Below are 19,697 nucleotides of genomic sequence, written 5' to 3' on the forward strand. Positions count from 1 at the left end.
GTCAGACACGTCCGCCGTGGTTGAAGGTGATGAACGGCCGGTCGAGACGCTGCATCCGGGCGGCTCGGCGCGGCAGGATGATCGACGGCACCGTGGCCTCGTGCATCGCCGAGCAGACGGCCAGCGCGTAGTCGAGGCCGCCGGACAGGTCCGTGAGCACCTTGCCGTTGAGGTGGTCCTGCCACGTCGGGCCCCAGGCCGCGAGCGCCGCCTCGGCCACGGGCTTCCACGTCTCGGCCAGCGTGAACCACCGGTGGTCCTTGGCCTCGAGCTCGAGGTTGACCTGCTCCTCGGCGCAGACCTGGATGATCTGCTCGATGATCGGCACCCGGTAGCCGTCGGAGGACCGGAGCGCCGCGAGCTCGGCGTCGGTCAGATCCTGGACGCGCCGAGTGTCGCCCTTGGGCAGGAACCCCTGCTGGGCGAGCCCGTACGGCGCACCGTGCTGCGCATGCAGGGTCCGCTCCTGCGACGGAAGGGCGTTGACGTCGATCCAGCGGTAGTGATGGTCGGCCGCCCACTTGACGCCACGGATGGAGTCGGTGAGACGGGGCGGCGTCCGGTGGGCGACCCGACGTCCGGGATAGCGACTGGTCATCGGCGCACCACACTCACCTCCGTGGGCCTACTTGGGGACCCAGACGAGCCCGAGACGCCGTACGGTCTCCGGGCCTGCGATCCCGTCGGCGTTGCGACCGGTCCAGCCCTGCTGGCGCTGGAAGGCCGCGCAGGCGGCCAGCGTCTTGCGGCCGTAGTAGGCGGTGGGAGCCTCCATCAGGCCACGCGCCATCAGGGCGACCTGGAGGTTCCAGACGCTGTCGGAGTCAGGCTGGCGGAACCGCATCTTGCTGCGGTAGACCTTCTTTCGCTGCCGGAACGTCAGTCCCTGGCCGTTGCGCTCCTGCACCGGCAGGTCGCCGGCCGGACAGGACGCGATCCAGCCTCGGTAGGGCAGGCGCCAGCGGGACGGGAAGACGTCCCAGCGGACCCGGTCGATCTGACCCCTGCGAAGGATGTCGTTCGACCAGACGTTGCCTCCCTCGACCACGAACACGGCGTGGCCGGAGCCGTGGTCGGAGAAGCCGTAGTAGGCGATCGACCCGGCGGGAGGCGGGAACGTGTCGTGCTTGTGGGCCGTCGGGATGCTGTTGAAGGCGAGGCGTGCCGACTCACCGAAGGGCGGCGAGCCCACGCACTGGCGGGAGAAGATCTGGCAGCAGTTGAACCAGCTCCGGCTCGGGTTCTCATGCTGGGCGAGGGCGAAGGCCTTGGCCTGGTTGAAGTCTCGCATCAGGTGTGGTCCCTCACCGGCGCGTCCGGCATGACGTCGGAGGAGTCGTCCTGGATCTGGTCGGTCTCGTCGCCCTCGGGGTTGTCGAGGAGCTCCTGAGGCTCCTCCGGCTTGGCGAGCTCCTCGTCGGCGAGCGCATCGGCCTCGCCCTCGTCGGGCGTTCGGCCAGCAGCCGACCCAGCCACGCCGGCCGCCCCAGTCGCGGACGACGCCGTCACGACGCCGGGCACGGGCGAACCGGCGGCAACTGCCGACGACTCAGCGCCAGCCGCCGGAGCAGCAGTGCCGGCACCGGCGGCCGGTGGCTTCTCCCTGGTCGGCAGGCCGTTGAGCAGGTCCTGCGCCTTCTGGTCGAGCAGCCTGCTGAACGCCTGCTGCGCCACCCCGAAGAGCAGGGCGTAGGCGACGATCTGGTCCTGGGTGTCGAGGTTCGACAGGCCGGGGATGAAGGCACCGTGCACGAGCACGATCCCGACGATCGCGGTCAACGCGCCGAGCGGGAGCTTCAACACCGCCAGCGCGACGGGGACGTCGTAGGAGGCGGAGGTGCCCCGCAGGTTGCGGATGTTGACGACCGCGCCGAAGACACCTCCGATCAGGCCCGCCAGCGCGACCACCAGGATGTCCTGGCTCTGCGGCGCCACGGCATGCGCTCGGGACGGGCACGAGAGGAGAGCCTTGCTGTCGGGGTCCGGGAAGCACATCGGAAGGGCCCTCGGGTCCTTCCAGACGAGCAGGACCGTGACCGCGATGACCAGCGTGGTGAGCCCGACGGCGACGAGCACGATGTTGCGGAAGCTCCGCAGCCTCGCGTGCTGTCGGTCCGAGACGTCGTAGCCGTCCTCGACCAAGCGCCGCAGCATGGCCCGCGTCGTCGTCGCGTCCTTGCCGGCGAAGGAATGCACGCCGACGTACCGCGGGTCGTCGTGACGGAGCCACCCCTGGACCCGCGCGAGGGCGGCGGGCACCTCGGCGTGGAGCTCGACGTCGTCGTAGACGTCGAGCATCTGCACGCGGGCGGCGTGGAGATAGGCGTACGACGCCTCGACGAGCGTGCCGTGCCACCACTCCTTCCTGCGCCGCCACCAGCCCATCGGTCCGCGTCGGCTGGCGTTGTCGCCCTCGCCCCGAGAGGCGTCCAGTGCCAGCTTCAACGAGCTGCGGACCGCATCGGCCGCGGCCAGCTGGTCGGGCGCGAGGCCCTCGGCGTGGGAGACGTCGAGGCGCGCCTGCATGACGCGGACTGCGGCCTCGACGGACGGCACCGCCAGTCGCTTCGCCATGTCACGCCCCGTTCACATCCGAGTCTGGTGCGGGCGACGCTCTGAAAGCCCAGAACGACGGGCCGTTGCCCTCATCGTCCATGGGACGGGATCGGAGCTGGACACTGATCGTCTTGTCCGCACAATCGTCACTTCTGGGTATGTTTCGGCATCCTCGCCCACGTCATGGAAGGCGGATCACGTCCCGGAGCGCCGTCGCCACGGCGGTGCTCCGGACATCACTGTGGTCGGCGATCACGGCGTCCGCGAGCAGGTTGGACACCTTGCCGGCGCTGAAGGTGTAGGAGACCCCCGTGCCGGCCTTGCGGAGCACCGACTCGGTCGCGTCGAGCTCCGGTGTGTGCTGGGCACCGTTGCGTCCCATGCCGCCGTACGGGTCGTTCTGGTCGCCCAGCGCCGCCGAGCTGTCCCGGGCGATCCGCGAGGCCAGCGGGTAGGCGATGCCGACGGCCTCGTCGTTCTTGGTGTGAGTGATGACGACCGGGCCGTTCACCCGCCGATCGGCGAGGACGGTGCGGAAGGCTCCGTCGTGCTTGCCGTCGAACAGCCTCGCCAGCCCGTTGTGGGAGAACGCCGCCTGGAGCAGGACGAGGCTGACGCGAGCCTCCCTCGCGGGAAGGGTGGCCGCGGCGGCCGTGACGAGGCGACCGCCGAAGCTGTGCCCGACGAGGTGAAGGGGCAGGGACGGCGCCAGGACCCGAACCCTGCCGAGCACCGACGACACACCGCCCGACCCGACCACACCGGCCCGCGACTTCATCGCGTAGTACGTCGCGAAGTTGGCGAGCCTGCGGGCGCCAGCCTGGGCGCCGCTGAGGAGGTCACCGAGCGACGCAGCCCCACCCGCGCTCAGCCCTGCTGCTCCTCCCCCACCTGCCGTCGGCAGCACGGGCTCGGAGAAGCGGTCCAGGATCGTCGCGGGATCGAGCTCGAAGAGCTCGCGGGAGCCGTCGTCCTCGCTCGCCTGGTCCGGACTCAGGAGCGCGCGGATCTGCTGCACATACTCACGTCTGGCGACAGCCGAGGAGTCGAGCTGCCGGACGAGCGCGATCGCCCCGTCCACCAGGGCAGCCCGCGTCGGGTCGGCTCCCTGCCCGCCCAGCCGGTCGGGGTCGCGCTTGAGCTCCCCGAGCGCGGCGAGCAGTGCCGCGTCCACTCCGGGCGACGCAGAGGCCGCTCCCCCGCCGGGGATCAGGGACTCGAGGGCGAACTTCTTGCTCGGCCAGAGCACCCTCATGACGGCGACCTTCGACCCGCGTCCGGAGTCGGGGAGTCCGACCTCCTTCAGTGAGGTCAGCAGCCCGTCGTACAACGCGGTCGCGTCCGCGCGGTCGTTGTTCCATCCGTGGGCGAGCACCAGGAGATCCGTGGCGCCGGCGAGGCCGGCCAGCAGGGCGTCGACCTGGGCCTCGTCGAAGATGCGACCGTCCTTGGTGAACTCGACCTCCCACTGTCCAGCGACCATGGTCCTTGCTCCTCTCTCCGCTCGCCGGTGTCCGCGTCACACCGACTGGATGGCACGCATCAGGTCGACGAGCCCACGCCCCTCGAAGTAGCGGTCGCGCCCCAACGGTGTCGCGCTCGAGAGGAAGATCTCCTTGACCTCCTCCGGGCGCCCGATGAACTCGCGGCGGATCGAGAGGAAGGCCGCGATGGCGCCGGACACATGCGGAGCGGCCATGCTCGTCCCGCTGTCCTCCACGTAGTACGCCGTCGTCGCGCTGGACGCAGCCCCGGACGCAGCCCCGGACGCAGCCCCGGACGCAGCCCCGGACGCGGCGCCGGGCGTCGTACCGGTCGGCGGGCTTGTCGCCGGGTCTGTCCCCGGCCCGCTCCCCGCGCCGGCGGGGACGGCCGCGAGGGTCGTCTCCCTCTTGGTGCCGGCTGCGCAGGAGATGATGCGCTCGCCGGGCGCGACCAGATCGGGTTTGAGGCGGCCGTCGGCGGTCGGGCCCTTGGACGAGAAGTAGGAGATCCCGTAGGTGTGCGGCGAGTCGCGGTGGGTGGACCCGACGGTGATCGCATCCGCCGCGTTGCCGGGGTCGTTGATCGTGTTGGACAGGCCCACCTTGGCCACACGGGAGGTGGTGGGCAGCGTCGAGTAGCCGGTGTTCCCGGCGGCGGTGACCACGACGACTCCCGACTGCACCAGCCGGTTCACCTCCGTGCACAGCGGGCTCTGTCCGCAGGCGAACATCTCGGCGTCGAAGTCGTAGCCGACGCTGAGGTTGACCCCATGCACGCGCAGGAGCTTGGGGTTGTCGTTCAACCTCTCGCGGACGTACTCGAGCGCCCGGATGATGTTGCTGGACCTGCCTTCGCCCGACTCGTCGAGGACTCGCAGGCTGACCAGACGACAACCCGGTGCGACGCCGTGGAACCGTGCGGCCTCACTCGGCGCGATCGGCTTGGCAAGCGTCTCGGTCACCCGCGAGGGCTCGTTCTCGTCCTCGTCGCCCGCGACGATCCGGTCCTGGCGGACCAGCACCACGTTCGTCACCCCCGAGGTGGTGGAGGCGCTTCCGGCGATGATGCCCGCGACGTGCGTGCCGTGACCGAGCGCGTCCTGCAGCGCCAGGTCACGATGGCGCGCAATGCGCTTGCTGCGCTCCGACTCCGACAGTGGCCGCCCGCTGGCGCGCTCCTCGTCCGGGTCCGGGGGCAGCTCCCCGTCGACCTCGACGAAGCATCGGTGGAGGTTCCCGACGGCGGGGTCGAGCAGCAGGTGGTTGCGCCCCTCCACTCCGAAGTGGGGATGTGTGGCGTCGACGCCCGAGTCCAGCACGGCCCAGCAGATGCCGGCCCCATTGGCCTCGAACGACCTGAGCGCGGCGTCGGCCTTGATCGTGGAGACCGAGTGGGAGATGTGCGGCCGGACAGGGAAGTCGGGCCACAGGCGGTAGATGGTGCGGTACGGGAAGTCGTCGGTGTGCGTCACCGGGACGGACGTGGACACGGTCTCGGCGGCAGCAGTGGTGGCGACAGCCGTCGCCACGCCGCTGGCCGCCTCGATCGCCTGGTCCTGGTCCGCGGCGACGAGCCGCTTCCACTCGGCCAGGGTCATGTCGGCACGGAAGTAGCTCTTCGAGATCTTGGTCAGGTTCCACGGAGGGATCCCCGACGCGCCTTCGTCGAAGACCTGCTCGAAGAGACGCCGGAAGGCGACGGTGGCCCCCGACAGCCCGTCGACGTGGAGCACGTTGAGCTCGACGAGGTACGGCCCGCGGGCGTCAGGGCTGTCACCGAGCCCCCAGCGGCGCCGGTTCGCGTCGTCCTCCAGGTCAGGTGGTGCCGTCTGCCGGGAGAGCTTGTCGGGCGAGAAGTCGCCGTCTCCCGGCTCCCGACCGGGCTTGCCGTGCTCTGTCATGTCCCTCACCCACCCGAGTGGCGCCACAGATCGTTCCATCCTCCAGCGCTCAGGGGGCTACGTCCCTAGTCATTTCGGGCCATTGCCCCTAGTCCGCCGCGCTGACCACCATCGAGGAGAGGGAGCGCGCCTTCTCGACGATCGGGGGTAGTGATGGCGCATGTCGACACCGTGGGGGCAGACCGAGCACGTCTGGTGCTCGCGGCGATCAGGATCATCAACGGCACACTCGCCCTGGTGGTCCCGCAGTTCCTCATCGGGCGGGTGCAGTCGGCCGATCCGCCCAGCCCGGCTGCGGTCTACGCCTTCCGGATGTTCGGGATCCGCACGGTCCTGATCGGCCGCGACCTCGTCGGCGCCGACGGGCCCGCACGGGCCAAGGCGGTCGCGGAGGCGCCGCTCATCCACGCCTGCGACACCGCAACCGCGACGCTGCTCACCGTGACCCGGCGCGTCCGGCTCCGCAACGGACTGCCGCTCATCGCGATCTCGGCGCTCAACACCGCGCTCGCCGTCGCTGCGCGCCCACGCACCCACGGAGGACGACAGGCATGACCACCTACCGGAGCGGACCCTTCTGGCGGGTCTACACCGCCCTCGCGGAGCGGCTCGACCATCGCGTCGGCTGGCACCGGCTGCCGGTCCCCGTCGCGCTGGGTGTGCTCATCGGCATCCGCACACGGCTGCGCCAGCAGAACCTCGTCGACACGCGCAGTCTGCCCTCCGTCGGCGCGCCGACACCGCCCGCGCGGGAGGCGTCGCAGCTGACGCATCGGGCCGCGGACGGCAGCTGGAACGACCTGAGCGACGGCGCGATGGGCATGGTCGGCACTCGGTTCGGCCGCAACATACCGCTCGCTGACATCGCCCCCTCGGCACCCGAGGACGTGCTGGCGAGCCCGAGCCCGCGCGAGGTCAGCCGCCGCCTGATGACCCGCCATCAGCTGGACGCCGTCGCCGGGGGCAACTCCCTGATCGCCGCCTGGCTCCAGTTCATGATCCACGACTGGTTCAGCCACGGCGCCAGCCCGAAGGACAACCCGTGGGTCGTCGAGCTGGCCGACGACGACCCCTGGCCGGACAAGCCGATGACGATCCTGCGGACCATGGACGACCCGACGCGGCCGCCGGGTTCGACCGCGCCGCAGACGCGGATCAATGTGCTCACCCACTGGTGGGATGGGTCGCAGATCTACGGCGAGTCCGAGGAGCTGACCGCGGCGCGCCGCAGCAAGGTCGACGGGAAGCTGCTGGTCAACGCGGACGGCTCGCTGCCGTGGCCGAAGGAGCCCAGTCAGGACCCGTCGCGCACCACCGGCTTCTGGACCGGGATGGCCATGCTCATCACGGTGTTCACGCGGGAGCACAACGCCATCTGCGACCACCTGCGTGCGGCGTACCCGGGCTGGGACGACGAGGAGCTCTTCCAGCGCGCCCGCCTGGTGAACTCGGCGCTGCTCGCCAAGATCCACACGGTCGAGTGGACGCCGGCGGTCATCAACAACCCGACCACCGTCATCGGCATGCGGGCGAACTGGTTCGGCCTGGCCGGTGAGCGCGTGCACAAGATGTTCGGGCGGGTCAGCGGGAGCGAGGTCATCAGCGGCATCCCCGGCAGCAGGACCGACCACTACGGCGTGCCGTATGCGCTGACCGAGGAGTTCGCGGCCGTCTACCGCATGCACCCGCTGATTCGCGACGAGTGGAGCCTGCGACGGGCCCGGGACGACGAGACGATCCGAGACTGCCTCTTCGGCGACCTCACCGGTCCGCACGCGCTCGAGGTCCTCGCCGAGATACCCATGAGCGACCTGCTCTACTCCTTCGGAACGCTGCCCCCTGGCTTCGTCAGCCTGCACAACTACCCCCGCTCCATGCAGGAGTTCGTGCGGCCGGACGGACGGCTCCAGGACCTGGCGGCGACCGACATCCTCCGCTCCCGAGAGCTCGGAGTGCCGCGCTACAACGCCTTCCGGCGCCTGATCCACCTGGAGCCCGTGTCGACGTTCGAGGAGCTCACCGACAATCCCCACTGGGCGCAGGAGATCCGCGACCTCTACGACGGCGACATCGACAAGGTGGACCTGCAGGTGGGGATGTACGCCGAACGCCGGCCCGCGGGATTCGCGTTCAGCGACACCGCGTTCCGCATCTTCGTCCTCATGGCGTCGCGCCGTCTCAACAGCGACCGCTTCTTCACCGACTACTACACGCCCGACGTCTACACCCCGGAAGGGTTCGCCTGGATCAACGACAACTCGATGAAGTCGGTGCTCCTGCGCCACTATCCGGAGCTTCGACCGGCACTCGTCGAGGTGCCCAACGCGTTCGCCGCCTGGCGGCGGAGCGCCTGAGGAAGGCCAGTCGTGTCTCGGGAAACCTTTCGGCCGGTTCGGCTCGCCGGCGCGACCGTCCTCGTCACCGGCGCCTCCGGCGGTCTGGGCGCGACGATCGCGCGGCGCCTGCACCGTGAGGGCAGCCGCCTGGTCCTGAGCGGACGCCGGGAGACGGAGCTCGACGATCTCGCCGCCGAGCTCGGCGGTGAGACACGCGTCGTGGTCGCCGACCTCGCGCGCGTGGACGACGTACGCCGGCTGGCCGAGGAGACGGCGGGGGTCGACGTGCTCGTCGCGAACGCCGGGCTGCCAGCCAATGGGCGGCTCCTCGACATCGGAGTCGAGGAGATCGAGCGCAGCGTGGACCTCAACATCCGCTCCACGCTGCTGCTGATCCGCCTTCTGCTGCCGCCGATGGTCGAGCGCGGCTCCGGCCACGTCGTCATCATCGGCTCGCTCGCCGGCCTGGCCTGCACGCCGGGGTCATCGGTCTATCACGCCAGCAAGTTCGCCCTCCGCGGCTTCGGCCAGGCACTGCACGAGGAGCTGCGTGGCAGCGGCATCGGCGTCTCCCTGGTGAGCCCGACCTTCGTGTCCGGCGCCGGCATGTGGGCCGATACCGGCGCTCGCGCCGCCCATCCCGAGGTCACGCCCGAGCAGGTCGCCGACGCCTGCGTCGAGGCGATCGCCAAGAACCGCGCCGAGATCCTGGTCGCACCGGCGCTCCAACGCCTGGCCGCTCGTGTCGCGGTCATGTTCCCCCAGCTGCTGCAGCCGGCCCTCCGGTCCTCGGTCGTCCCTCCGGAGGCCGTTGCAGCTCAGAAGCCCAAGATGTCAGCCCGCTAGGAGACGAGCCATGAGCACACCGAGCGTCAAGAACTGGTTCGGCGGGATCACCTCCTCGCCGCACACGATCGTCGAGGTGACCACGGTCGAGCAGATCGTGGAGATCATGAAGGATCGCCAGACCTACCCGGCCCCGGTGCGCGCCGTCGGGTCGAATCACTCGACGACCGCCTGCGGCACGGCCGACGACGGCACGTTGATCGTCATGCGCAAGATGGACCGGATCCTCGAGATCGGGACCGACACCGTCACCGCGCAGGCGGGCGCCCTCTACATCGACGTCAACGAGGCGCTGCGCAAGCGCGGCCTGCAGTTCAACGTCAACGTCGAGCTGGGCAACCTCACGATCGGAAGCGCGTGCTGCGGTGGCACCAAGGACGCCTCGATGCCGGGCGAGTTCGGCCAGATCGCGTCCTACGCCGTCGGCATCAAGATGGTCCTGCCCAACGGCGAGCTGTTCGAGGTCGACGAGAGCGACCCCGAGCTGCTCCAGGTGGCGCGGTCGAGCTACGGGCTCTTCGGCATCATCTACGAGGCGACGTTCAAGGTGCGCAAGCTGGCCGCTCTCGAGGTTCACCACGAGCACTTCACCTTCGACGAGTTCGCCGCCAAGCTGCCCGAGCTGCGGGAGCGCGGCGAGTCGATGATGCTCTACATCAACCCGTTCAAGGACTCCATCACGATCGAGTTCCGCCGCTACCACGACCTCCAGCCCGGCGAGCACCTCAGCCGATGGCAGTGGAAGCTGCGTGACGAGGTGTGGAGCCATCTGGCGCCCATGTGGGGCTTCAACGTCAGCAGACTCGTCACGTGGAAGTGGCTGAGCTCCGCGCTGGTCGACTTCTACAACCGGTTGATCGTGCTCGCGCTCACGAACATCATCAAGGGCAAGTCGACGCTGCCCATGGCACAGCAGATCCGCTACCCGGCGGTCTCCAACAACTCGCGCTACCTGTTCAGCATCTGGGCCTTCCCGGAGGAGCGGTACGTCGACTGCCTCAAGGCCTACTTCGACCTGTCCAAGGAGCACTACAAGCGGACCGGCTACCGGATCAACCTGCTGAGCGTCGGCTACCGCATCCTCGCCGACCAGAGCTCGCTGTTCTCCTACAGCTACGACGGCACCATCATCACGTTCGACCCGGTGTCGACGGGCAACTTCGGCTGGGACACGTTCCTCCGCGAGTACAACACCATGTGCAGCGAGCTCGGTGGCACGCCACTGTTCAACCAGACCAATCTTCTCACGCGGCGTCAGGTCGTCCGCGCCTTCGGCGACCGCCTCGGGGTCTTCGAGAAGTACCGCCAGCGCTTCGATCCGACCGACCGACTGCTCAACAACTACTTCCGGGAGCTCTTCGCTCCCGAAGGCGAGGCCTGAGATGACCCAGATGTCCCTCGAGGAGGTCAAGGCGGTCGCCACCAGCTACTTCGAGCAGCTGACCAACAAGCAGAACGTCGACTTCGCCGACGAGCTCTTCACGCCCGACATCGCCTTCTACGACCCGGCCATCGTGCCGGACGGCGAGGCGCACGGCGTCGAGGAGGTCAAGCAGTTCTTCTCGGTGTTCTTCAAGGTCTTCCCCGACGTGCACTTCGAGATGAACGACTTCTTCGCCGAGGGCGACAAGGCGGCCATCCGGTTCACCTGGACCGGCACGCACAAGACCGAGTTCCTCGGGATCCAGCTCAAGGAGCGGCATGTCTCGGTGCCTGGCATCGACATCTTCCACATCCGGGACGGCAGGATCGCCGAGGTCCGCGTCGCGTTCGACAGAGGCAACCTGCTGCAGCAGCTCGGCGGCATCCACCACCCGTTCTAGACGACTGCGACGCGACCGGGAGCCGAGATGACCCATCAGGTGGCGCTCACGATCAGCGGCAAGGTGCCGCGGAGCCGGTGCGGTGAGCTCGAGGCCCTGCTCGAGGCGATGGCGAAGGACCCCGGCGGCAACCGGGTCGTCCCGTTCTCCCGGTTGCCACACGCTCACTTCGCTCGTGTGGTCCTCCTCGAGCCGACGCCCGGCTCCTCAGAGGCGACGCTGCTGATGACGCTCGACTGCGACGCCTCGGTCACCGAGCGTCTCGAGGAGCTGGCTCGGATCGCCGGGACCGGGCTCGACGACCTCCTCGGGTTCTGCGACGACTATCCCGCGTCGCCGGACCACAGCAGCCGGCTCGCCTTCCTCCGCTCGCACCTGCGCAGGTCGACGGTCTTCTACGTCCATGCGGTCGGGCGGACGCTGCCCCAGGTCCGGGATGAGGCGCGGCTGCGCGGAGCGCTCGAGACCTTCCTCGACCAAGGGGGTGAGACGCTCGCGCGGCTCACGCCCGTCCAGGTCCGCGACGCCCTGCGTGTGCATGTCGCCGAGGACCCCGACCTGGCCTGGGCGCTGGTGCCGGCGGCCCCACCGGCGCTCGGGTGGCGCCTGCGCGAGGCCCTGCACAAGGTGGCGGTCCCGGCGCTCCTCGTGGTCACCTTGCCTGTCGGCCTCCCCGCTGCACTGGTCTGGCTGGCAGCGCTGCGCTGGCACGAGCGCGTCGACGCCTTCCCCGAGATCGAGCCCGACCCCGACGAGCTCCGCCGCCTGGGCGACCAGGAGGACTTCGCTGTGCAGAACGCCTTCACCAGCCGTGCACCGATCCGGCCCGGCCGCTTCTGGTCGCTGACCTCACGGCTGACCGAGCGGGTGGGCGACTACTGCGCGCGGCACCTCTTCACGACGGGCAGCCTGTCCGGGCTGACCACCGTCCACTTCGCTCGGTTCATGCGGCTCGACGACGACCAGGTGCTGTTCACCAGCTACTACGACGGAAGTCTGGAGAGCTACAACAACGACTTCGTCGACCAGGTCGCGTGGGTGCTCAACACCGTGTTCGGCCAGCAGGCCGGGTTCCCGCGGACCCGCTGGATGGTGCGGGACGGCGCGCACAACGAGCGCTGGTTCAAGAACTTCATCCGCGGTCATCAGGTGCCCACGCAGGTCTGGTACTCGGCGTACCCCGACCTGGCCGCCGTGACCATCGACCAGAACGCCCGGCTCCGGGCCGGGCTGAGCGCCGACCTCGGCGGGAAGGAGCTCGACGCATGGCTGAGCATGCTGTAGCCGGGCCGGCTCGACGAGGTCTGGGCGTGGAGAGCCGCGACGTCCAAGGCCTCCTCCTGCAGGGATACGGCAAGCTCCGGGCCGCCGGCTATCTGATCCTCCGGATCACCGACGCGACGCTCGCCCGCGACTGGATCGGCGCGCTGCTCCCGGAGATCACCTTCGGCCCCGACCGGCCCGAGGCCGGTGCGGTGAACGTCGCCTTCACCGCGACCGGACTGGTCGCGCTGGGCCCAGCGTCCGACACCGTCTCGGGGTTTCCTCCCGAGTTCCTCGAGGGCATGGCGAGCGCGCACCGCAGCCGCCTCCTGGGTGACGTCGGCGCGGCGGCTCCCGGGCAGTGGGCCTGGGGAGGTCCGGAGAACCCGCAGGTCGACGGGCTTCTCCTCGTCTTCGCGCGCGACGACGCCGAGCTCACGGAGTCGCTGGCCCGGCATCGCACGCTCATGGCGGACCACGGGGTCGTCGAGGTCGGCGCCCTCGACACCCAGGACATCGGCTTCCGCGAGCACTTCGGGTTCCGCGACGGCCTCTCCCAGCCGACGATGGCCGGCGTCGGGAAGGGAGGCGATCCGCTCCACGAGGTTGCCACCGGTGAGTTCGTGCTCGGTCACCTCAACGGCCACGGGCAGTATCCGCGCTCACCTCTCGTCCCCGCACACCTCGACCCAGACGACCTGCTTCCGCCCCGGCCGGACCCCTCGCCGGGGGTGTCGGCCCCCGTGCCCGCGTCGCTGGCCGACGGGCACGACTTCGGTCGCAACGGGAGCTACCTGGTGGTGCGCACCCTCGACCAGGACGTGGGCGGCTTCTGGAGGTACGTCGACCAGCAGGCCCCACGCCACGACGGTGTGGTCGACGGCTCAGCGCGCACCGCCCTCGCCGCGAGGATGGTGGGGCGTTGGCCCAGTGGCGCACCGTTGACACGATCTCCCGAGGTCGACCGCGTGGATCTGGCGACGGAGAACGGGTTCGGCTACGACGCCGACGACCGCGAGGGGACCCGTTGTCCGCTGGGGAGCCACATCCGTCGGACCAACCCGCGCGACTCCCTCCCGCCCAAGCCCGGCACCAGCGCCTCGGTCGAGGTGGCCAACCGCCATCGGCTGATCCGCCGCGGGCGCTCCTTCGGGCCTCGGGTCGAGCCCGAGGAGTCGATGACCGAGGACGCGCAGTCCGCACCCAGTCGCGGCCTGCACTTCATCGCCCTGTGCGCGGACATCGCTCGCCAGTTCGAGTTCGTGTCTCACACCTGGGCCATGAACCCGCAGTTCGCCGGTCTGTTCGACGACGCGGACCCGCTCCTCGGCGGCCACGGTGATCGCGGCACGTCCTTCACCATCCAGGCCTCCCCCGTCCGACGCCGGCACACGGACGTCCCCGCCTTCGTCACGCCCCGTGGCGGCGCCTACTTCTTCATGCCCGGCGGCCGGGCGCTGCGCTATCTGGCGGACGACCGTCGGACGTCGGCGTAGTCGACGACCGTCAGGCGTCGGCGTAGTCGACGCCCGTCGGACGCCGGCGCAAGTGGTCTCAACTGGCGTCCACAACCCGAGGCGAAGCCGCCCCTTGAGACCAGTTGCGAGCCACCCGACGTCGGCGGAATACGCACGCAATCAGGCCGGGATCGGACCTGTGCCCCTCCCGCCGCCGCGAGAACATAGGCGTGTGCTGGAGCTACGTCCGAACTGCGAATGCTGCGACAAGGACCTGCCGCCGACGGCAGAGGACGCGATGATCTGCAGCTTCGAGTGCACCTTCTGCCGTGACTGCACCGACAGGACCTTGCAGGGCATCTGTCCCAACTGCGGCGGCGGTTTCACACCGCGCCCCGTCCGGCCGCCCGACGCCCTGCTCCGGCATCCGGCGTCCACCGTCCGCGTGCTCGCGCCGGACTGCGGAGCGGCCGACCGCGTCCCCTGAGCGATCAGCGCCTACGCCGATCCATCCCGCCCGATCCATCCCCGCCCGATCCCCCCGCCCGAACCGACTCCGCGCGCGAAGCCCGGAGCCTGGGGACGTCCTCCCAAGGTAGGACGCGCCCGTCCCGCAGCTGTTCTACGGTGAGGCCGTGGAGCGAGTCTGGCGCTTCCTCGTCGCTCACGGCCTCGACATCCTGATCGTGGTCGCGGCGCTGGAGAGCGCCATCGGGACGACACTGCGCACGGACACCGAGGCTCCCGACGGTGCGCGGCTCTGGCTCGAGACGTTGCTCATCGCCGGGCTGGTCCTCGTCCTGCTGGCTCGCGGGCGCTTCCCGTTCGTCGCTCCGGCGATGTTCTGGATCGGCACTGCCGCAGCGAGCTTCCTCGACGGCCGGCTGATCTCGAGTCAGGCCGGCATCTTCGTCGCCGGCCTGTTCGCCGCCGTGCTGCTGGGCAGTCTCCGCAGCGGCGTCCAGTCCCGAGCCGGTGTCCTCATCGTGCTGGTGTGCTCGGGGCTGGTCGTCTCCAACGTGCCGACCAGCAAGCCGGCCGACCTGCTCTTCACGCCGTTGGTCTTCGTCGTCGCCTGGGTCGCCGGGTTCGCGCTCCGCGAGCGCAACCTGCAGGCGGAGACGGCGTTGGAGCGCGCCGAGCGGGCAGAGCGCGCCCGAGAGACCGCCGCGAGGCTCGCCGTCGCTGAGGAGCGCGCGCGGATGGCGCGCGAGCTGCACGACGTGGTGGCGCACGCGATGAGCGTGATGGTCCTGCAGGTCGGCGCCGTCCGGCACCGGATGCCGCCGTCGCCGGAGCGCGACGCGCTGGGGAACGTCGAGCAGGCCGGTCGCAACGCGCTGACGGAGATGAGGCGTCTGCTGGGCGCACTTCGCGGCGGCGACGACGCACTCGAGCTGGCACCACACCCCGGCCTCGGTGACCTCGAGACGCTGGTGACCGATGTCCGAGCCGCTGGGCTCGACGTACGCCTCCACCTGACCGGCGAACCCGTGCCCCTGCCCGGGGCGCTGGACCTCTCGGCGTACCGCATCGTGCAGGAAGGGCTCACGAACAGCCTCAAGCACGCCCGAGCCGCCCACGCGGACGTGACCGTCGACTACGCCCCCGACGAGGTGCGGATCGAGGTGCGCGACGACGGCCGCGCGGGAGTACGGCGGCGAGAGGTGCCGATCGAGGAGCCGACGAACCCACAGGGCAACGGGCGCGGGAACGGGAACGGGCTGATCGGCATCGGCGAGCGGGTGAAGCTGTACGGCGGCAGCATGTCGACGTTCACGCCCTCCTCAGGCGGCTTCGTGCTGCGCGCGTCGCTGCCACTGCCCGGAGGCGACGCATGACGATCCGGGTGCTCGTCGCGGACGACCAGGCGATGGTGCGGGCCGGCTTCCGGATGCTGCTGGGCGACGAGCAGGACATCGAGGTCGTCGCCGAGGCGAGCAACGGCGTGGAGGCGGTGGCGCAGGCGGCACGCGTGCGCCCTGACGTCGTCCTCATGGACATCCGCATGCCGGAGCTCGACGGGCTCGAGGCGACCCGGCGGATCCTCCAGGCCGACCCGTCGGCGCGGATCCTGATCCTGACGACGTTCGACATCGACGAGTACGTCTACCGCGCGCTGCGGGCCGGCGCGAGCGGCTTCGTGCTGAAGGACGACCCGCCGGAGCAGCTGATCGCGGCCGTCCGGACGGTCGCCCACGGCGATGCGCTGCTGTCCCCCTCGATCACCCGGAAGGTGATCGCGCAGTTCACGCGCGTCCACCAGCAGGCGCCACCGAAGGCGGTGGAGACCCTGACCGCGCGGGAGGTGGACGTGTTCCGGCTGATCACGAAGGGCTACTCCAACGCCGAGATCGGGCAGGAGCTGTTCATCAGCGACACCACGGTGAAGACCCACGTCACCCGCTTGCTGCAGAAGCTGGACCTCCGCGACCGCGCCCAAGCCATCGTCCTCGCCTACCAGACCGGCCTCTTCGACACGGCCGACCGAGGGCCGGGCCTCTCCGGCTGAGTCCGACTTTGGGAGGACCCCCGGTCCGCGGAAGGTGCCCTGACGAACGCGACCTGGCGACGACGCGCGAGACCCTCGCGGTTCCTAGCGTCGTCACCATGATCACGATCGAGTCACTCACCAAGAAGTACGGCGCCTCCACCGTCGTGCGAGACCTCACCTTCACCGCCCGACCCGGCCGCGTCACCGGCTTCCTCGGCCCCAACGGGGCCGGCAAGTCGACCACGATGCGGATGATGGTCGGCCTCACGACACCCACCGAGGGGTCTGCCACGATCTCAGGCCGCCGCTTCGCCGACCTGCCCAACCCGGGTCGGGATGTCGGCGTCATGCTCGACGCGTCGGCACAGCATGCCGGCCGCACCGGTCGGGAGATCCTCACCATCGCCCAGCGTGTCATCGGCGTCCCGGCCAGTCGGGTCGAGGAGATGCTCGAGCTGGTCAGCCTCAGCGAGAGCGAGGCCGACCGGCGGGTCGGCAGCTACTCGCTCGGCATGCGGCAACGGCTCGGGATCGCGGCGGCGCTGATCGGCGACCCGCAGGTGCTGATCCTGGACGAGCCGGCCAACGGGCTCGACCCGGCCGGCATCCGCTGGATGCGCGACCTGCTCCGCGATCACGCCGACCACGGCGGCACCGTCCTGCTCTCGTCCCACCTCCTCTCGGAGATCGAGATCGTCGCCGACGACATCGTGATGATCGGCCAGGGCCGACTCGTCTGCCAGGGCTCCAAGGCCGAGCTGCTCCAGGCGGCCGGGACCGTGGTCCGCGCCGCGGACCTTCCCTCCCTCCAGCGGGTGCTGGCCACCGCCGGCATCACGACCACGGTGTCCGACGACGGGTCGCTTCGCGCCGACACGGAGCCTGCGGTGGTCGGAGCGGCGGCGTACGACGGCGGCGTGGCCCTCACCGAGCTGCGCTCCGCCGACAGCGGCGGCCTCGAGGAGATGTTCCTCGAGCTCACCGCCGACACCCAACGGGACTCACGTCCAGAGAGGACAGCGGCATGAGCACCACCGCCCACACGAGCACCGCCCACACCGCCAGCGTCGTCGACCGCGTCCGCGATCGGCGTACCGAGGCCGCCCCCATCCCGCTCAGCCGGACCGTGCGGGTCGAGCTCCGGAAGATGTTCGACACCCGATCGGGGTTCTGGCTGATCGCGAGCATCGGGATCACGGGGCTCGTCGCGACGGTCGCGACGATCGCGTTCGCGCCCGATGCGGACCTGACCTACTACACCTTCGCCAAGGCGATCGGCTTCCCGATCACGGTGATCCTGCCGATGGTCGCCCTGCTCTCGATCACGAGCGAGTGGAGCCAGCGCAGCGGTCTGACGACGTTCACCTACGTGCCTGACCGCGGCCGGGTCATCGGCGCCAAGACGCTGTCGTCGGTCGCTGTCGCCATCGGCTCGATGGTGTTCGCCTTCGCGATCGGCGCCGTCGGGACCGTCGCGGGCAGCGCCATCGCCGGCGTCCCTGAGGTCTGGGACATCTCACTCGGGCACGCGCTGACCATCGTGCTGGGGAACCTGACCTGCCTGCTGACCGGCACCATGCTCGGCATGCTCCTGCGCAGCTCCGCCGGCGGACTGGTGACCTACTTCGTGATCACGCTGCTCGTGCCCACCATGTCCGGGCTGCTCGCCACCAGCCAGCAGTGGTTCGCCGACCTGCAGCCCTGGGTGGACCTCAACTACGCCCAGAGCTTCCTGTTCGACGGCATGCGGAACGGCGCGGACTGGGCACACATCGCCACTGCCGGGACCATCTGGATCGTCCTGCCCGGGATCCTCGGTCTCCGCCTCGTCATGAGGTCCGAGGTGCACTGACCGCTCACCCAGCACGGCCCCGCCACTCCGATGGCGGGGCTTGAGGAGTCGGTGCCTTGGGGCACACTTGAGCCACCCAGCCACCGGAGGATGCCATGAGCACGAGCGACGCCGCACCCCTGATGCCGGCAGCGTTCTTCGGGCACGGCAACCCGATGAACGCGCTCTCGGAGAACCGGTACACAGCTGCCTGGCGCGCCTTCGGGGAGTCGGTCCCGCGGCCACGAGCGATCCTCGTCGTCAGTGCGCACTGGTACATCAACGCCACCGCCGTGACCGCGATGCCACGGCCCCGCACCATCCACGACTTCTACGGCTTCCCGCAGGAGCTGTTCGACGTCGACTACCCCGCGCCCGGCATGCCGGAGCTGGCGGCCGAGATCAGTGACGTCGTCAAGCCGACCTGGGTCGGAGCCGACATCGACAGCTGGGGCATCGACCACGGCACCTGGTCGGTGCTCGTGCACGCCTTCCCCGACGCCTCCATCCCGGTGGTGCAGCTCAGCATCAACGCCGACAAGCCCCTCGACTACCACCTCGAGCTCGGCGCAAAGCTCCACGCGCTGCGGTCACGGGGAGTCCTCATCGTGACGAGCGGCAACGTGGTGCACAACCTGCACGGCATGGACTGGAAGCTGGCCGACGACGGCTACGACTGGGCACGACGCTTCGACGAGGCAGCCAAGGAGCGCATGCTGCACGACCCGACCCGGTTCGCGGCCCTGGACGCCCACGGCGACTACGCCCACGCCGTCCCCACTCCCGACCACTTCATCCCGGCGCTGTATCTGGCGGGCCTGGCCGACGCGGCCGGCCAGACGAGCGACACCCGCGTGCTCGTCGACGGCTACACCTACGGGTCGCTGTCGATGACGGCGTACACCTTGGGCATGTCGTGCGCGCCGACCTCGGCTGCAGGGGGCGCCCCTCGACCGCCCTCGGATGTCCCGCCGGACGCCTCCAACATCTAGGAGACGAGCTGCAGGCGGGCGGGGGTGTCGACGCCGGCACGGTCTGCCTCGACGGCACGCCGGATCCGGTCGAAGACCGCCGAGAGCGGGATGCTCGGACGGAGGTCGGCGGCGAACTCGGCGAGCACGTCGCGTACGGCGGGGGTGGCCCACTCGCAGCCGTCGACCCGCTCCATCCGGTTCGCGGTGATCGCCGCCGCAATCTGCTCGTCGCGGGAGAGCTGGCTGCTGGCGGTCATCACGATCACTTCCATCCGGGCATCGACATCTTCTGCCCCCCAGGCTGCTACGCGACGAGCAGGCGCACACCCGCGGAACTACGGATGTCGGTACGTATCTCCGGAGTACGTAGCGCCGTCCCTTCTGTTGTCTGTGCGGGCCCGCCGCGGACGCCGGACGACGGCGGGGCGTCGCGCTCGACCTGCGAGCGCGGCGGAACTGGTCTGAATGGGCGCTGCGGTTGGCCTCGGCACTGGACGTTGAGACCAGTTGCGGAGCGGTGACGCGGCCGGTGCCCTCCCAGGTGGAGCGGTCTCTTGCCTGGCCGCTCGGGGTGTCCCTTCGGGCTGGCATGTGCTCTCCGAGGGTGGCGGACGCTCGCTGCTGCTGTGTCGGTTCAGCAGGCTGGCTCAGCAGCGTCTGTTGATGCGGATGCGTCCGGGTCGGAGTTGTTCGATGGTGTGGTCGGGGTGGTCGGCGAGGGTGTGGTGGCGC

19 protein-coding genes are annotated in these 19,697 nt (G+C 70.0%); 13 read left to right on the forward strand and 6 right to left on the reverse strand.

All coding sequences use genetic code 11. The features are described from left to right. Position 1: 1 nt before the first annotated feature. The 5 genes from ACYQ1K_RS22735 to ACYQ1K_RS22755 form a co-directional block, all read right to left on the reverse strand. Positions 2-598 carry a hypothetical protein gene (locus ACYQ1K_RS22735; RefSeq protein WP_459985615.1) on the reverse strand — a complete coding sequence of 199 codons (597 nt, stop codon included), beginning with the start codon at positions 596-598 and terminating at the stop codon, positions 2-4. A 27-nt stretch (positions 599-625) separates the two neighbouring features. Then, entirely contained in the window at positions 626-1,291 is a 666-nt protein-coding gene (locus tag ACYQ1K_RS22740) for a peptidoglycan-binding domain-containing protein (protein ID WP_459985616.1), read from the reverse strand. Then, the gene (locus ACYQ1K_RS22745; protein ID WP_459985617.1) at positions 1,291-2,574 is read right to left on the reverse strand and encodes a hypothetical protein; all 1,284 of its coding nucleotides are present in this window, start codon (positions 2,572-2,574) and stop codon (positions 1,291-1,293) included. The genes ACYQ1K_RS22740 and ACYQ1K_RS22745 overlap by 1 nt, the downstream gene beginning before the upstream one ends. Before the next feature lie 163 nt (positions 2,575-2,737). Beyond that, entirely contained in the window at positions 2,738-4,039 is a 1,302-nt protein-coding gene (locus ACYQ1K_RS22750) for an alpha/beta fold hydrolase (RefSeq protein ID WP_459985618.1), read from the reverse strand. Between the two features lie 36 nt (positions 4,040-4,075). Further along, complete coding sequence (locus tag ACYQ1K_RS22755; protein WP_459985620.1) at positions 4,076-5,941, reverse strand: S8 family peptidase; 1,866 nt, start codon at positions 5,939-5,941, stop codon at positions 4,076-4,078. A 153-nt stretch (positions 5,942-6,094) separates the two neighbouring features. Here ACYQ1K_RS22755 and ACYQ1K_RS22760 point away from each other — a divergent pair, with 153 nt between their 5' ends. The 13 genes from ACYQ1K_RS22760 to ygiD all read left to right on the forward strand — a co-directional run bounded on the left by ACYQ1K_RS22760 (position 6,095) and on the right by ygiD (position 18,983). Continuing rightward, positions 6,095-6,496 (forward strand): hypothetical protein, encoded by a 402-nt coding sequence (locus ACYQ1K_RS22760; RefSeq protein WP_459985621.1) that lies wholly within the window; start codon positions 6,095-6,097, stop codon positions 6,494-6,496. Beyond that, the gene (locus ACYQ1K_RS22765; RefSeq protein ID WP_459985622.1) at positions 6,493-8,295 is read left to right on the forward strand and encodes a peroxidase family protein; all 1,803 of its coding nucleotides are present in this window, start codon (positions 6,493-6,495) and stop codon (positions 8,293-8,295) included. Before ACYQ1K_RS22760 ends, ACYQ1K_RS22765 begins: the two co-directional genes overlap by 4 nt. A gap of 12 nt (positions 8,296-8,307) precedes the next feature. Further along, positions 8,308-9,123 carry an SDR family NAD(P)-dependent oxidoreductase gene (locus ACYQ1K_RS22770; RefSeq protein ID WP_459985623.1) on the forward strand — a complete coding sequence of 272 codons (816 nt, stop codon included), beginning with the start codon at positions 8,308-8,310 and terminating at the stop codon, positions 9,121-9,123. 10 nt (positions 9,124-9,133) lie between these two features. Further along, complete coding sequence (locus ACYQ1K_RS22775; protein ID WP_459985624.1) at positions 9,134-10,504, forward strand: FAD-binding oxidoreductase; 1,371 nt, start codon at positions 9,134-9,136, stop codon at positions 10,502-10,504. Position 10,505: 1 nt separating this feature from the next. Further along, positions 10,506-10,946 (forward strand): ester cyclase, encoded by a 441-nt coding sequence (locus tag ACYQ1K_RS22780; RefSeq protein WP_459985625.1) that lies wholly within the window; start codon positions 10,506-10,508, stop codon positions 10,944-10,946. A 27-nt stretch (positions 10,947-10,973) separates the two neighbouring features. Continuing rightward, positions 10,974-12,230: a hypothetical protein gene (locus ACYQ1K_RS22785; protein ID WP_459985626.1), complete on the forward strand. Its 1,257-nt coding sequence runs from the start codon at positions 10,974-10,976 to the stop codon at positions 12,228-12,230. Continuing rightward, the gene (locus ACYQ1K_RS22790) at positions 12,212-13,705 is read left to right on the forward strand and encodes a Dyp-type peroxidase (RefSeq protein WP_459985627.1); all 1,494 of its coding nucleotides are present in this window, start codon (positions 12,212-12,214) and stop codon (positions 13,703-13,705) included. Before ACYQ1K_RS22785 ends, ACYQ1K_RS22790 begins: the two co-directional genes overlap by 19 nt. A gap of 193 nt (positions 13,706-13,898) precedes the next feature. After that, positions 13,899-14,153 carry a DUF1272 domain-containing protein gene (locus ACYQ1K_RS22795; protein WP_459985628.1) on the forward strand — a complete coding sequence of 85 codons (255 nt, stop codon included), beginning with the start codon at positions 13,899-13,901 and terminating at the stop codon, positions 14,151-14,153. Positions 14,154-14,301: 148 nt separating this feature from the next. Continuing rightward, a complete protein-coding gene (locus ACYQ1K_RS22800; RefSeq protein ID WP_459985629.1) occupies positions 14,302-15,507 on the forward strand; it encodes a sensor histidine kinase in 1,206 nt (401 codons plus the stop codon). Then, entirely contained in the window at positions 15,504-16,178 is a 675-nt protein-coding gene (locus ACYQ1K_RS22805; protein ID WP_459985630.1) for a response regulator, read from the forward strand. Before ACYQ1K_RS22800 ends, ACYQ1K_RS22805 begins: the two co-directional genes overlap by 4 nt. 98 nt (positions 16,179-16,276) lie before the next feature. After that, on the forward strand, positions 16,277-17,188 hold the full coding sequence (locus tag ACYQ1K_RS22810) for an ABC transporter ATP-binding protein (RefSeq protein ID WP_459985631.1): 912 nt from the start codon (positions 16,277-16,279) through the stop codon (positions 17,186-17,188). Continuing rightward, positions 17,185-18,012, forward strand: a complete 828-nt coding sequence (locus ACYQ1K_RS22815; protein ID WP_459985632.1) for an ABC-2 transporter permease — start codon at positions 17,185-17,187, stop codon at positions 18,010-18,012. The genes ACYQ1K_RS22810 and ACYQ1K_RS22815 overlap by 4 nt, the downstream gene beginning before the upstream one ends. Before the next feature lie 95 nt (positions 18,013-18,107). Then, positions 18,108-18,983: a 4,5-DOPA-extradiol-dioxygenase gene (ygiD, locus tag ACYQ1K_RS22820; protein WP_459985633.1), complete on the forward strand. Its 876-nt coding sequence runs from the start codon at positions 18,108-18,110 to the stop codon at positions 18,981-18,983. Here ygiD and ACYQ1K_RS22825 read toward each other — a convergent pair. Then, on the reverse strand, positions 18,980-19,222 hold the full coding sequence (locus ACYQ1K_RS22825; RefSeq protein WP_459985634.1) for a hypothetical protein: 243 nt from the start codon (positions 19,220-19,222) through the stop codon (positions 18,980-18,982). The genes ygiD and ACYQ1K_RS22825 overlap by 4 nt on opposite strands. Positions 19,223-19,697: the final 475 nt, after the last annotated feature.

This window comes from Nocardioides sp. AN3, assembly GCF_054653495.1.